The sequence below is a fragment of the Acetanaerobacterium elongatum genome (assembly GCF_900103835.1).
GTDB lineage: Bacteria > Bacillota > Clostridia > Oscillospirales > Ruminococcaceae > Acetanaerobacterium > Acetanaerobacterium elongatum.
Genome location: NZ_FNID01000029.1, coordinates 1 through 13,800 on the forward strand (window position 1 = coordinate 1; position 13,800 = coordinate 13,800).

Consider the following 13,800-nt stretch of genomic DNA (forward strand, 5'->3'; position numbering starts at 1 on the left):
TAGGCATGCAAATTTGAAGTATAAGTATGGGAACAGGCATTTCTGGTGCAGAGGATATTATGTTGATACAGTAGGAAGAAATGCAAAAGTAATTGAAGAATATATCAAAAACCAATTACAAGAAGACATAGCTTCAGATCAAATATCATTCAAAGAATACATAGACCCGTTCACGGGTAGCAAGGAAACAAAGGCATGAAAAACGAACAGCCGCTTTAGCGGCTGCCCGTAATAGTAATGCGGTTGGCGGAACCATTCAGTGCGTCTTGAGACGCTGTGCCAGTAATATGCCCTTTTAGGGCTGGTGCATACCACCAGTTTAACTGGTGGTTTTGATTTCGCGCTATTATTCCTGCATTAGAAGTATCAGTGGCAGGAGGAGGCGTTTGCCGCCCAATAAGCCCATTATTCAAAATGAGTATTATCGGTGGCCCTCCACCAGTTCGTCCTTCCTGAAGAGGAGCGAAATGCACCAAATACCTGCCAGTGCTACAAGGGTATAGATAATCCTGCTGAGGATTGCGGTTTGCCCGCCAAAGATCCATGCTACGATGTCAAAGCTGAATATGCCTATGCTACCCCAGTTTAAGGCACCGATTATCACTAAAATTAAAGATATTCTGTCTAGCATGCGTATTCATCTCCTTTTGGGTAAAGATATAGCATAGTGCTATGTCTGCAAACTTTGTGCAGATAAACATAGTTTTCCGTTAATAATTGCGTTTATACGTTAAGGTGGTTTTCACTACTATTGCAACTGATTTATTTCTTTCTGCCAACCAGTTTTTCATACAGCTCCAGCAGCTTAAACTTTACTACATAACTACCCTTGTCGGTAACAATGTGCAGCTCGTCATCGTTGAGTACCTCGGCCAGCTCCGCTTCCTCGCAGGCGGCGGGCAGGCACATGGGTGGGTAAACCACACACCACCAGTTTTTACCCTGCGCCTTACCAAGCCTAATACAAAGCGAATCATAATATCCCGCGGGCAGGGTGACGTTATCGTAAACACGCGTATTGAAGTATTTATTCTCTATCGAGGCTTGCGCCTGATAATCAAAGCCGTTCTCGGCAAGCATTCGGTTAGCGGTGACCTCAATTTCTTCTAGGTTCTGTGAAAGCCTCTTCTTGGCGTTTTGCTTATCGGGGTTATTAAACAGCAATGTGCCGCTTTCCTTTAATATGGTATCACGAACCTTTAGCTTTATGCTTTGGTCGGCAGTACTGTCGGAATTTGCAATCACGTGTAGCCGAAGCACCTTGCCGCTCAGTTCTTCACAGCGTTGCGCAAAACCTGTAAAGCTGCCCACGGCGATTGTCAGTAATAGTGCAATGAAGATGGAAAGCTCGAGCTTTTTCATATGTAAAAACCGTCCTTTATACTCTGAAATGTTTTTCAAGGGTAATATGGACGGTTTTTTATGGTATTATGCAATTAAAATAAGTTTATTCAACTATTGCCGCACCATGCGGGCAAGGCTTGGCAAGAAACACCGCACCGTAGTGGTCGTTCAGGATAGAAAGGCAGTGCCTGGCATCGCCTTTGTTTTCAAACAGCCCGAACACCGCGCTGCCACTGCCGCTCATTGCCGCCCCCAAAGCCCCGCATTCAAGCATGGTCTGCTTAATGCGGCTTACCTCGGGAAGGGGGCATACTCCTTCCAGCACATTGCACAGCTGGTTGCCGATATGCTCAAGGCTGCCGGCAGCTAACGCTGCCACCATCATGTCGTTATCCGGCCGACGGATGGGGTTCTCTCTATCAAAGAGCGCGTAGGCCTCTTTGGTGTTTACACCGCTTTCGGGTTTTGCGATTACGAAATAGCATTTCGGAAGGGAGGGCAGAGGTTCAAGAATCTCACCGATGCCTTCCCCCTGCATGGTACCGCCCATAATGCAAAACGGTACGTCTGCGCCAAGTGGCAGGCCAAGCTCACAAAGCGTACGATCACTCAGCCCGGTATCAAACAGCACATTCAGCCCCATCAAAACAGCCGCCGCATCGGCGCTGCCTCCTGCTAGCCCCGCTTCCAGCGGAATATTCTTTTCAATTACAATCTGCACACCAACAGGGGGAATATCGGTATAGGCGAAAAATGCAGAAGCCGCGCGGCAAGCGAGGTTGGTCTCGTCACAACAGAGCTCCTCGTGGTCGCATTTCAGCTGAATACCGCCGCTTGGGGTTTTGCGCAGCAGCAGGTAATCACACAGCGTAACGGTTTGCATCACCGTGCGCAGGATATGATAGCCGTCATGCCGAACACCGGTAATATCCAGTGTAAGATTAATCTTAGCGGGTGCCTCTATGCGACACTCGTTCATACTGCTTTCGATCCTTTCTGTGGTTACGAGCTGAACGGAACATCTGTCTTAGGTACTTAATTCAGCCCAATGTCCTTCCTTCCGTATAGCGCCAAATTACAGGGTATTGATGAACTCTTCGATGCGTTTTATAGCCTCTATAATATGTTCAACCGAATAGGAGTAGGAAACTCGGATATACCCCTCACCGCTTGCGCCAAAGGCATTACCGGGTACTACCGCCACCCGCTTGGAAAAGAGCAGCTTCTCGCAGAACTCCTCAGACGATAGGCCGGTGGATTTAATGCAGGGGAATACATAGAACGCACCCTCCGGCTCAAAGCAGGAAAGCCCGATTCGATTAAACCCGTCTGCGGTTAAACGGCGGCGCATGTCATAGTCCTCAACCATCATGCGAATCTGTGGGTCGCAATGCCTAAGCGCTTCAATCGCCGCATACTGGCTGGTAGAGGGCGCGCACATAATGGCAAACTGGTGGATCTTAATCATCTGGTGCAAAATCGGTTCCGGCCCGCAGGCGTAGCCTAGGCGCCAGCCGGTCATGGAATATGATTTTGAGAAGCCGTTAATAACAATCGTGCGTTCCCACATGCCCTCTAATGAAGCGATGGAAACATGCGAGGAGGAATAGGTAAGCTCGGAGTAGATTTCATCCGAGAGCACCATAATGTCGGTGCCGCGGATTACCTCGGCAATCGCTTCCAGGTGCTCACGCCGCATCACCGCCCCGGTGGGGTTGTTGGGGTAGGGCAGTATTAAGAGCTTGGTTTTCGGGGTGATTCTCGCCTTCAGCGCCTCGGGGGTAAGGCGAAAATTATCCTCTGCTTTGGTGGGAACCGGCACCGGCACGCCGCCGCATAAAGAAACAATCGGGTCGTAGCATACAAAGCAGGGCTCGGGAATCAGCACCTCGTCGCCCTCGTTTAACAGCGCGCGTATACAGATGTCAATACCCTCCGACCCGCCAACCGTAACTACAATCTCATTTTTGGGGTCGTAGCTGATATCAAAACGTCTTTTCAGGTAGTTTGCAATCTCTTTTCTAAGCTCCATCAGCCCCCAGTTGGAGGTGTAGCGTGTCTGCCCGCGCTCGAGCGAAAGAATCGCTGCATCGCGGATAGTCCAGGGGGTTTGGAAGTCTGGCTCGCCCACGCCAAGCGAGATAACATTGTCCATCTCGTTGGCAATGTCGAAGAATTTTCTAATGCCCGAAGGTTTCATCTTAACAACCTTCTCGGGCAGTATTTTAGAGTAGTCGATCACAGCGACACGTTCCCCCTCTCATCATGGTCGGTGTCGCAGAATACAATCCCGCTGTCCTTATACCGGCGCAGCACAAAATGGGTTGCGGTAGAAAGCACCGAATCCATAGGCGAAAGGCGATGCGCCACAAATAAAGCGATATCCTTAAAGTTTTTGCCTGAAATCAGTACCGCAAGGTCATATCCGCCAGACATCAGGTAAACGCTCTCTACCTCATCAAACAGCATAATCTTCTTGGCAATCTCTTCAAAGCCAAGATCACGCTTGGGGGTAACGCGCAGCTCTATAAGGGCTGTAACATGGTCGGTGCATGCTCGGTCCCAATCGATTAATGCCTTATATCCACGAATGACGCCATCCGCCTCGTACTGTGCAATGGCTGCGGCGATGTCCTCCGCCTTTGCGCCCAGCATTACGGCAAGCTGCTCGTTCGATAAACGTGCGTTTGTGTCTAAGATCCTCAGTAACTTATCCATGACAAGTGTCACTCCAGTTCCTTTTATATTATAAAAGTCCACCCCGATAGGATGTACCTTTATTAACGCATTTCGTGGATAACTTGAAAATAAATATCCAAGCCGGATATTCAGTTAGTGTCTACTTAATGTCAATTAACATGGGCGTACGCGAAAGGTAGATGGTAAACTGCTCAAAGCCGGCCTCTTTTGCAAGCTCCATGCCTTTTTCAATATCCTTTCCTACATCCTCGCTGCGGTGCCCGTCGGAGCCGATGGTAACATGTTCACCGCCAAGCTCTTTGAACCTTTTAATATACTTAAGCGGCGGAAGTGCGGTTTCTAAGCCCTGCCGAAAGCCCGAGGTGTTAATCTCCAGCGCCTTGCCGTTTCTGGCAAGCGTTTTTAATATTTCATCAATAATATCGTTATATCTGCTTAACTCAACCGGTATTCCGTGCGTTCCGGTTATGTAGCGCAATGGGTAGGTGAGGTGCGCAAGGCAGTCAAACTCATTCCAATTGCAGATATCCAGCAAATCCTTAAAATAATTCTTCAGAATACAGTCAATCTCTTCTTCGCCCATATCGGAGTAATCCACATAAAAATAATCCGAGCCGTCAATCATGTTGTGCATCGAGGCCAGCACGAAATCGTATTCAAACGAAGCAAGGGTTTGACGGGTAAGCTTTAGGTTATAAAGCGGCTGCCCGATTTCCACGCCCGATGAAACAATCAGGCTGCCTCTGAATACTGACTTCGCTTTAAGAGATTCAAAATAGGATTGCTTTGTAGAGATATTGTACCGCCCGCCCTCAAAGTTATCCATCTCACAGTGGTCGGTAATCGAAATGCCGCGCAGCCCCTTGGCAATAGCGTTTTCGCACATATAGGTTACCGATTCCCGTCCGTCGGGCGAATTGTCGGAGTGAGTGTGACTGTCGTAGAGGTTGATATAAGACATTGAAAACAGGCTCCTTTCAGCTATGCAAAGGAATAACAATATCTATAAACACGCATTTTTTAACGCATTCACCAACATGCATGACACTATCATAGCACATTTATCAAAAGAATTATAGATAATGTGAAAATTTTGCTAGGCTGTTTTATTCAATTTTAAAATATGTTATTATGAAAAGGTATTTATGGCTGCCAAGTAAAAGGGCGTTAGTATCATGCCTTGTACTTCTGGGGCAGCGTCGTAAATTATTTTTTGGAGGATGAGACAATGCGTGCGGTAATAACAGTAATTGGTAAGGATATGGTAGGCATTCTCGCGAAGATCAGTACCATCTGCGCAGAGTACAATGTGAATGTATCGGATGTAACGCAATCGGTGCTGCAGGATATGTTCGCGATGATTATGATGGTGGATATCTCTAAAATGACCATCGGCTTCAGCGAGTTTTCTGATAAGCTGGGCGAGCAGGGCAAGGCACTGGGTTTGAGTGTTCATTGCATGCACGAGGATATCTTTAACTCCATGCACAGAATCTGATCGGGCTGCATGGCACATAGCGTTGGGCAAAGAAAGGATTTGATTCGTTTAATGATTAACGTCAGCGATATTCTTGAAACAATCAGCATGATACAGGATGAAAACCTTGATATACGCACCATAACCATGGGCATCTCGCTGCTGGAATGCTGCGACAGCGATATCGATCGTGCCTGTGAGAAGGTATACGATAAAATAACCCGCAAGGCGCAGAACCTTGTTAAAACCGGCGATGAGATCGAAAAACAGTATGGCATCCCGATTATCAACAAGCGTATTGCCGTAACCCCCATCTCGATGCTGCTGGCCTCGAGCAAGGGTGACCCTGTAAAGTACGCCTTGGCGATGGAGAAGGCGGCCAAGGAGTGCGGCGTAAACCTTATCGGAGGCTTTTCGGCACTGGTGCACAAGGGCTTTTCGGCAGGCGACCTCGAGCTCATTCAGGCCATCCCCGAGGCACTGAACGTTACCACACGCGTATGCTCCTCGGTTAATATCGGTTCAACCAAAAGCGGTATCAATATGGACGCCGTTAAGCTGATGGGCGGTATCGTCAGGCGTTCTGCCGAGCTTACCGCCGACCGCCAGTGTGTGGGCGCCACCAAGCTGGTGGTGTTCTGCAACGCGCCGGAGGATAACCCCTTTATGGCGGGCGCGTTCCATGGCGTGGGCGAGCCGGACTGCGTTATCAACGTAGGTGTTTCCGGCCCAGGCGTGGTGCGCTGTGCCCTAGCCAAGGCGGGAATTGCCTGCGATATTACGGCGGTAGCCGATGTAATTAAGAAAACCGCGTTTAAGATTACGCGTATGGGCCAGCTGGTGGCCTATGAAGCCTCCAAGCGCCTGGATGTGCCGTTTGGTATTGTAGACCTTTCGTTGGCGCCTACCCCTGCTGTTGGCGACTCGGTGGCGCATATCCTTGAGGAGATGGGCTTGGAGCAGTGCGGCTGCCACGGCACCACTGCGGCGCTTGCGCTGCTTAACGACGCCGTAAAGAAGGGCGGCGTAATGGCCTCCTCTCATGTAGGCGGCCTTTCGGGCGCGTTTATTCCCGTTTCAGAGGATGCCGGTATGATTGCCGCAGCTGAAAGCGGTGTACTTACCTTAGAAAAGCTGGAGGCCATGACGGCGGTTTGTTCGGTGGGCCTCGATATGATCGCTATCCCCGGTGACACGTCCGAAGAAATCATCAGTGCCATTATCGCCGACGAAGCCGCCATCGGCATGGTGAACTCCAAAACTACGGCCGTAAGGGTAATTCCCGCCATTGGCTTAGATGTGGGGGATCACCTTGAATGGGGCGGGCTGTTCGGCAGCGCACCCGTAATGAAGATTAACAAAACCTCTCCGGCGGTGTTCATCAACCGCGGCGGCAGAATCCCCGCCCCGCTGCAGAGCTTAAAGAACTAATACTAATTCTCATTAAAGCCTTTACTAAAAAACTTTTGCAAAAGCCATAAGTTCAAGCTTTTGTTTGGCTTTCTAGAGGTTTTATAATTGAGATAAGTATAATACAATCAGAGGGTGAATTACTTGACATCGTTGCTCAAAAAAAGCCCTGCAGTTTCATATTGCATAATAACCTTCCTGCTCAGCGGGCTTTTGTTGTTATTGCATTTTGTCTTTCCCGCCGCGGGCGGCTATTCCGTCTCGTTCCCGCAGTATGCGCCCACGCTGGGTGCCCTGGTGTTCTGCCTGCTTACCGGTAACCCTGCAGCTTTCACGGATATTTTAAAACGTCTGCGGCCGCAAAGAGCTCATCTTAAATGGTATGCCTGTGCGGTTTTACTGCCGGTTTCACTGATTGCGCTCAGTGCGCTTCCGTTACCCATGCTGGAGCTGCGCTATCAGCCGTGGGGCGGCGATGCACGGTTTTACATCCTGAATATTATTTTTATGCTGTTCGGGTGCTTCGGCGAGGAGATTGGCTGGCGCGGTTTTCTGCTGCCTGCATTGCAGAAGCGGTTTTCTCCGTTTGCCGGTTCGTTGATTATCGGTACTGTCTGGGGTGTGTGGCATATAAACTTCTCCTACGGCATTTTAGGCTTTCTGCTTTTCACCATAACGACTATTGAGCTTTCTGCCATTATGGCTTGGATATACAATCAAACAAGCGGCAGCGTATTGGCGATGGGTATTTTTCATCTACTACTGAATATTTGCTCACGATTGTGGCTCTGGGGGCGCTTTGGTGTAACGCTTTACGCTGTACAGGCGGCAGTGTTCGGTATAGCCTGTGTTATTATCCTTGTAATCAGTAGAAAAGACTTTTTCAGGCGCCCATACCTTACTGAAAGAGAAGAGAGCCATGCTCTATAATGCTAATCACTCGTAAAACCTATGTAAAATATCTTCTTATAAACTCATAAATCAAAGCTTTTGCTCGATTTTTAAGGTTTTAAAATCGTGATAACTATCAACAGCTTTTATCTCATTATGCTTGTTGGTGCGGTTGCCAACCGTTTACAAGTAGTTGCTTTGTTGAGCTAATCTTTTTTTCTTAGGGGGCAATTGTCTTTTCAATCGGCCATCCAGAACTCCACACATAAATTAACCCTTGACAACCACGAAGTTTGCTGATAAAATTACATGGAAAACAAAGAAGAACTGCAACCCGTTCTCACCCGCACGCTTGTTTGCGCTGCGGCGTCAATATTTTTGCATGGCGCTGGTTAGGCGTTTTTGCGGTATTGTATGCGCGGATGGTGTTTTGCTGTCCGCGCTTTGTGATTTTAAGTAAAAGGGCTTTGGAGGTGCTTTACTATTAGCAATAAGGAACTGCTTATCAATGAGGAAATTCACGACAAAGAGCTGCGCATAGTCGGCAACGACGGTTCCCAGTTGGGGATTATGTCTGCCCGCGATGCATTAAAGCTTGCGTCGGAACAAAATCTTGACCTTGTTAAGATTGCTCCTCAGGCAACACCGCCTGTTTGCCGCATCATGGATTACGGCAAATACCGGTTTGAACAGGCCAAACGTGAAAAGGATGCCAAAAAGAATCAGAAGGTTGTAGATATCAAAGAGGTTCGCCTCTCGCTGAATATCGATACCCACGATTTCAACACCAAGGTGAACCACGCTCTCCGCTTTTTAGAGGATGGCGATAAGGTGAAGGCTTCCATTCGTTTCCGCGGGCGCGAGATGGCGCATCCCGAGATGGGCAACGAAATCATGAAGCGCTTTGCAGAGGCATGTTCGGGCGTTGGCAGTGTTGAAAAGCAACCGAAGCTCGAAGGGCGCAGTATGCTGATGTTTATTGCGCCGAAGCCCACAAAATAATCTTTAAGGAGGAACCCTAAGCTATGCCAAAGATTAAAACACATTCCGGCGCAAAAAAACGCTTTAGCCTTACCAAGAACGGAAAGGTGAAGCGTGCGCACGCATACAAGAGACACATTCTCACCAAGAAGAACACCAAGCGTAAGAGAACTCTTCGCGCTGCTGCATATGCCGACAAGACCAATGTAGCCCAGATTAAGCTTTTAATCCCCTACAAATAAGCCTTAGCTGTCTTGAATTTATGAAAACAACCATAACGGAGGTAATATAGAATGGCTCGTGTAAAGGGCGCAATGATGACCCGCAAGAGAAGAAAGAAGGTATTAAAGCTTGCCAAGGGCTACTACGGCAGCAAAAGCAAGCTTTTTAGAACTGCCAAACAGGCCGTAATGAAATCCGGCCAGTACGCTTATATTGGCCGCAAGCAGAAGAAGCGCAGCTTCCGCCAGCTGTGGATTGCTCGTATCTCTGCTGCTGCCAGAGCAAACGGCATGAACTACTCCACTTTTATGAACGGCTTAACCAAGGCCGGTATCGTATTAAACCGCAAGATGCTTTCCGAGCTTGCCATTTCCGATGCCGCTGCTTTTACAGCGCTCACCGAAAAGGCAAAGGCCGCTCTCTAATAACAAATTACACTGCGCCCGCGTCTTGCAGACTCGGGCGTATTTTTTAAGACAAAAACCGACATAGAGGAGGTGCCCGGGTTTATGGTGATCACCAGCGTTGAAAACCCAGTGGTTAAGCTTGCCGCAAAGCTTTCCGTCTCAAAAAAGGAGCGCAGCGAGCAGGGGCTCTTTTTGATTGAGGGGCTGCGCCTGTGCCTGGATGCGGTGGAAAGCGGCATTCGTATACGCTATGTGTTTATCACCACCGGGGCCGGCGAGAAATACTACAACCTGCTCAAGCCCTTAACGGTGTCGGGCGCTTTGGTTTACGAGGTTTCCGACAGCGTTTTTGCCAAGGTTTGCGATACCAAAACCCCGCAGGGGGTTTTATGTGTTTGCGAAATGCTTGACAAAAAGACGCAGTTGGATAAAATAAACACTAACGGGCTTTATATAGGCCTTGAGCATATTCAAGACCCCGGAAACCTTGGAACCATTCTGCGAACCGCCGAGGCGGTGGGGCTTTCCGGCGTTGTTTTAAGCGCCGATTGCTGTGACATCCTAAACCCCAAGGTAATTCGTGCAACGATGGGCGGGGTTTTTCGTCTGCCGGTATTTGAGGTGCAGAGCAGTACAGAAGCCTGCCGGAAGCTGAGCGGGATGGGGCTTAAAACCTACGCAGCAGTGGTAGACGAGGACGCGGATGACATTACGAGCCTGACATTTCCACAGGGCAGCATTGTGTTTATAGGCAACGAAGGCAACGGCCTTACCAGTGAGCTTGCACAGGCCTGCGATTACAGGCTTACTATCCGTATGCGCGGCAGGGCTGAATCGCTGAACGCGGCGATGGCGGCGGGGATTATTATGTGGGAGATGGCGCGCGGCCAAGGGTAGTGGCAGCATCACAAATTGAAAACGAGGGAAACCGGATGACGGAATACTGCATCTGGCTGCAGCAATGTTTTGGTGAAGGCAGTGTGAAGCCTTACAATATTATAAAGCAATACGGCTCCGCCAAGGCCTTTTACGATTCGGTGCAGGCGGGGCTTTCCGGCGTTCACGACCTTTTACCTGCCGATATAGCGCGGGTGAAAAACACCCCGCTTGAACTGGCTCAAAAAATTCTTGAAAAGTGCACACAGAAGGGCATTGATGTTTATACCATTGATCATGCCCTTTACCCCGAAAAGCTGAAGAATATCTATGCCCCGCCGGTTGTACTGTATGGAATAGGTATGCTTCCGGAACTTGACCGTTTAGTTGCCATAGCGGTGGTGGGCAACCGCCGTATGAGTGATTACGGGGGCAGTGTTGCAAGGCAGATCGGCTACGACCTTGCCCGGGCGGGTGCTGTTGTAGTAAGCGGCCTTGCCCTTGGCATAGACGCCTGCGGGCATGAGGGTGCGCTTTTGGCAGGCGGCAAAACGGTTGCCGTGCTTGGCTGCGGGCCGGATGTAATTTATCCAAGCGAGAACGAGGCATTAACCGAGCAGATTCGCAGTAAAGGCACTATACTCAGCGAGTTTCCGCCGGGAACGCGGCCCATCGCCAGGAACTTTCCCATCCGCAACCGCATTATCTCCGGCTTATGCAACGGAATTGCGGTCATAGAGGCCGGGGTGAAGAGCGGCTCGCTCATCACCGCGAACCTTGCGCTGGAGCAGGGGCGCGATATCTTTACCGTTCCAAACAGTATCTACTGTGAGCACTCCGCGGGCTCTCTGCGTCTGCTGCGCGACGGCGCTATCCCCATCGGCAGCGCTTATGATATACTTATTGAATATGAAGGGCTGTTCAAGGACAAGTTAAATCTTGAAAAGATTCCGCGCTGTTATTATTACCTGCCGGCCCAACATCAGAAATCTGCTTTACCGGCTCAGAAAAAGGCGTCTAAGCCCCGGCCGGAACAGCCACCGATCCTTACCGTGCCTGGGAACCCGAAGGCGGAGGCACAGAGCCTTCCCGATTACCTCACCGGGCAGGCGGTTAAGGTATATGATATATTAAGAACCAAAACCGAAAAAACGCATGTGGATGAAATTGCGGTGCAGACGGGGCTTTCAACCCCCGAGGTGCTATCCGCCATCACAGAGCTTGAGATAGAAGAACTGGTGCGCGCCTACCCCGGCAGGCGGTATTCCGTTTGAGTTAAACATAATATTGCATTAAAACAGAAGCTCACCGCGCAGCCGGTGAATTTGGAGGATCATCAATGGCAAATTCTAATCTGGTCATCGTAGAATCACCCGCAAAGGCAAAAACCATAAAAAAATACCTTGGCAGCGGCTTTGAGGTGGTTGCATCGATGGGGCATATCCGCGACCTGCCCAAGAGTAAGATGGGCGTGGATATTGAGCATCATTTTGAACCGAAGTATGTGGATATTAAGGGCAAGGAAGACCTGATTAAATCGCTCAAAAAGGCCGCACAGGCCAGTGATGCCGTCTATCTTGCCACCGACCCGGACCGTGAGGGAGAGGCCATCTCGTGGCATCTTGCGCATCTGTTAAACCTTAATCCGGCCGATACCAACCGCATTACCTTCAATGAGATTACAAAAACGGGTGTGAAGGCCGGTATGGCGGCTCCACGCGCCATTGATATCGATCTTGTAAACGCACAGCAGGCCAGACGAATCCTCGACCGTGTGGTGGGCTATAAGCTCAGCCCCTTTTTGTGGCGCAAGGTACGCCGCGGGCTTTCGGCGGGGCGCGTACAGTCGGTGGCGGTGCGCTTGATTGTCGACCGTGAGGATGAGATCCGCGCCTTTAAAACCGAGGAATACTGGACTATTGACGCCAAGCTTTCGGCTAATGGTCAGCGTAAGATGTTCCCGGCCAAGTTTTACGGCAAGAATAAAAAGATTGAGATAAAAAACAAGGAGCAGGCAGACAGCATCTTAAACGAGCTGAAGGGCTGTCGCTTTGTTGTGGGCGCGGTGAAAACGGGCGTGCGCAAAAAAAGCCCGGCGCCCCCTTTCACCACCTCCACCATGCAGCAGGAGGCCTCGCGCAAGCTGGGGTTTCAGGCGCGCCGCACCATGAAGGCGGCGCAGGAGCTGTATGAAGGCGTAGAGGTTGAGGGTTACGGTGCTGTGGGCTTGATTACCTATATGCGTACCGACTCGCTGCGTGTATCTAAAGAGGCACAGGATGACGCCGCGCAGTATATCGAGCAGAGGTACGGCAAAAAATATCTGCCCGATAGCCCGCGTGTTTATAAAACCAAGAACAACGCGCAGGACGCGCACGAAGCCATCCGCCCGTCTATGCCGTCGCTCACCCCCGAACAGGTGAAAAGCAGTCTTACAGGGGATCAGTATAAGCTCTACAAGCTCATCTGGGAGCGGTTTATCGCAAGCCAGATGGCTACCGCACTGCTGGATACCGTTGCGGCGGATATCTTAGCGAACGACTATGTATTCAAGGCCTCGGGCTTCTCGGTGAAGTTTGATGGCTTTACGGTATTATACGAAGAGGGCAGGGACGAAGAGGATGAGGATAACACCGCCCTTCCGCCGCTCAAACAGGGTGAGGAGCTGAAGGAGCGCGCACTCGAACCCAACCAGCACTTTACCCAGCCACCCGCCCGCTACACCGAAGCCTCGCTCATCAAGGCGCTGGAGGAAAACGGTATCGGTCGCCCCAGCACCTATTCGCCTACCATTACCACCATCCTCCAGCGCGGGTATGTAGAGCGCGAGGCAAAGTCGCTTAAGCCCACCGCATTGGGTGAGGTGACCACCAACCTCATGAAGGATCACTTTAAAAAGATTGTAGACGCCGAGTTTACCGCCTCTATGGAAAAGAACCTCGACCTTGTTGAAACCGGCGAGCGCGAGTGGGTTTCTATTCTGGACGAATTCTACGGCGATTTTGCCGATACCCTTGCCACCGCCGAAAAGGAGATGGAGGGCACCCGCGTAAAGGTGCCGGACGAGGAAACCGATGTAGTGTGTGAGCTGTGCGGGCGCAAGATGGTGATTAAAACCGGCCGCTTCGGCAAGTTCTTGGCCTGCCCGGGTTTCCCGGAATGCAAAAACACCAAGAAGATTGTGCAGGAGACTGGCGGCGTCTGCCCACTGTGCAACGGCCGTATTCTCAGCAAAAAGTCCAAGAAGGGGAAGGTATACTTCGGCTGCGAGCACAACCCCAAATGCGCGTTTATGACATGGGATGAGCCCACCAAGGAGTTCTGCCCGCAGTGCGGCTCCACCCTGCTCAAAAAGGGCGGCAAAAACGGCAGAATCTACTGCTCTAAAGAGGGCTGCGGCTTCGAGAAACCCCTGCCCTCCAAAAAGGATGAGCAGGAGTAACTGAAAATCTTCTGGCTGGCAGAGAAATTTGCGGGCGCATAATATGCGCC

At 50.2% G+C, this 13,800-nt stretch carries 16 protein-coding genes; 10 read left to right on the top strand and 6 right to left on the bottom strand.

Features of this window, described 5'->3' with window-relative positions; translation table 11 throughout:
• The coding region (locus BLR50_RS10425; protein ID WP_205408659.1) for a transposase at nucleotides 1-199 on the top strand (199 nt) is incomplete at its 5' end.
• A 222-nt stretch (nucleotides 200-421) separates the two neighbouring features.
• On the opposite strand, the gene BLR50_RS10430 is transcribed toward BLR50_RS10425, so the two are convergent.
• The 6 genes from BLR50_RS10430 to BLR50_RS10455 all read right to left on the bottom strand — a co-directional run bounded on the left by BLR50_RS10430 (nucleotide 422) and on the right by BLR50_RS10455 (nucleotide 5,005).
• Nucleotides 422-631, bottom strand: a complete 210-nt coding sequence (locus BLR50_RS10430) for a DUF378 domain-containing protein (RefSeq protein ID WP_092641734.1) — start codon at nucleotides 629-631, stop codon at nucleotides 422-424.
• A 131-nt stretch (nucleotides 632-762) separates the two neighbouring features.
• Nucleotides 763-1,362 carry a stage II sporulation protein R gene (locus tag BLR50_RS10435; RefSeq protein ID WP_092641737.1) on the bottom strand — a complete coding sequence of 200 codons (600 nt, stop codon included), beginning with the start codon at nucleotides 1,360-1,362 and terminating at the stop codon, nucleotides 763-765.
• Nucleotides 1,363-1,447: 85 nt separating this feature from the next.
• On the bottom strand, nucleotides 1,448-2,323 hold the full coding sequence (ispE, locus tag BLR50_RS10440) for a 4-(cytidine 5'-diphospho)-2-C-methyl-D-erythritol kinase (protein WP_092641740.1): 876 nt from the start codon (nucleotides 2,321-2,323) through the stop codon (nucleotides 1,448-1,450).
• 96 nt (nucleotides 2,324-2,419) lie between these two features.
• A complete protein-coding gene (locus BLR50_RS10445) occupies nucleotides 2,420-3,583 on the bottom strand; it encodes an aminotransferase class I/II-fold pyridoxal phosphate-dependent enzyme (protein WP_423230287.1) in 1,164 nt (387 codons plus the stop codon).
• A complete protein-coding gene (locus BLR50_RS10450) occupies nucleotides 3,583-4,062 on the bottom strand; it encodes an Lrp/AsnC family transcriptional regulator (RefSeq protein ID WP_092641743.1) in 480 nt (159 codons plus the stop codon). Before BLR50_RS10450 ends, BLR50_RS10445 begins: the two co-directional genes overlap by 1 nt.
• Before the next feature lie 121 nt (nucleotides 4,063-4,183).
• On the bottom strand, nucleotides 4,184-5,005 hold the full coding sequence (locus BLR50_RS10455) for a histidinol-phosphatase HisJ family protein (protein WP_092641747.1): 822 nt from the start codon (nucleotides 5,003-5,005) through the stop codon (nucleotides 4,184-4,186).
• A 267-nt stretch (nucleotides 5,006-5,272) separates the two neighbouring features.
• Here BLR50_RS10455 and BLR50_RS10460 point away from each other — a divergent pair, with 267 nt between their 5' ends.
• The 9 genes from BLR50_RS10460 to topA all read left to right on the top strand — a co-directional run bounded on the left by BLR50_RS10460 (nucleotide 5,273) and on the right by topA (nucleotide 13,750).
• Nucleotides 5,273-5,542, top strand: coding sequence for an ACT domain-containing protein (locus tag BLR50_RS10460; protein ID WP_092641751.1), 270 nt, complete (start codon nucleotides 5,273-5,275; stop codon nucleotides 5,540-5,542).
• A 51-nt stretch (nucleotides 5,543-5,593) separates the two neighbouring features.
• On the top strand, nucleotides 5,594-6,952 hold the full coding sequence (locus BLR50_RS10465; protein ID WP_092641754.1) for a PFL family protein: 1,359 nt from the start codon (nucleotides 5,594-5,596) through the stop codon (nucleotides 6,950-6,952).
• A gap of 195 nt (nucleotides 6,953-7,147) precedes the next feature.
• The gene (locus BLR50_RS10470) at nucleotides 7,148-7,861 is read left to right on the top strand and encodes a CPBP family intramembrane glutamic endopeptidase (protein WP_143008096.1); all 714 of its coding nucleotides are present in this window, start codon (nucleotides 7,148-7,150) and stop codon (nucleotides 7,859-7,861) included.
• Between the two features lie 444 nt (nucleotides 7,862-8,305).
• The gene (infC, locus tag BLR50_RS10475; protein ID WP_092641760.1) at nucleotides 8,306-8,824 is read left to right on the top strand and encodes a translation initiation factor IF-3; all 519 of its coding nucleotides are present in this window, start codon (nucleotides 8,306-8,308) and stop codon (nucleotides 8,822-8,824) included.
• Nucleotides 8,825-8,847: 23 nt separating this feature from the next.
• The gene (gene rpmI, locus BLR50_RS10480; protein ID WP_092641763.1) at nucleotides 8,848-9,045 is read left to right on the top strand and encodes a 50S ribosomal protein L35; all 198 of its coding nucleotides are present in this window, start codon (nucleotides 8,848-8,850) and stop codon (nucleotides 9,043-9,045) included.
• Between the two features lie 51 nt (nucleotides 9,046-9,096).
• A complete protein-coding gene (gene rplT / locus BLR50_RS10485; protein WP_092641766.1) occupies nucleotides 9,097-9,450 on the top strand; it encodes a 50S ribosomal protein L20 in 354 nt (117 codons plus the stop codon).
• 84 nt (nucleotides 9,451-9,534) lie between these two features.
• Nucleotides 9,535-10,329, top strand: a complete 795-nt coding sequence (locus tag BLR50_RS10490) for a TrmH family RNA methyltransferase (protein ID WP_092641769.1) — start codon at nucleotides 9,535-9,537, stop codon at nucleotides 10,327-10,329.
• Complete coding sequence (dprA, locus tag BLR50_RS10495) at nucleotides 10,329-11,582, top strand: DNA-processing protein DprA (RefSeq protein ID WP_143008098.1); 1,254 nt, start codon at nucleotides 10,329-10,331, stop codon at nucleotides 11,580-11,582. Before BLR50_RS10490 ends, dprA begins: the two co-directional genes overlap by 1 nt.
• Before the next feature lie 65 nt (nucleotides 11,583-11,647).
• The gene (topA, locus tag BLR50_RS10500) at nucleotides 11,648-13,750 is read left to right on the top strand and encodes a type I DNA topoisomerase (protein WP_092641775.1); all 2,103 of its coding nucleotides are present in this window, start codon (nucleotides 11,648-11,650) and stop codon (nucleotides 13,748-13,750) included.
• Nucleotides 13,751-13,800: the final 50 nt, after the last annotated feature.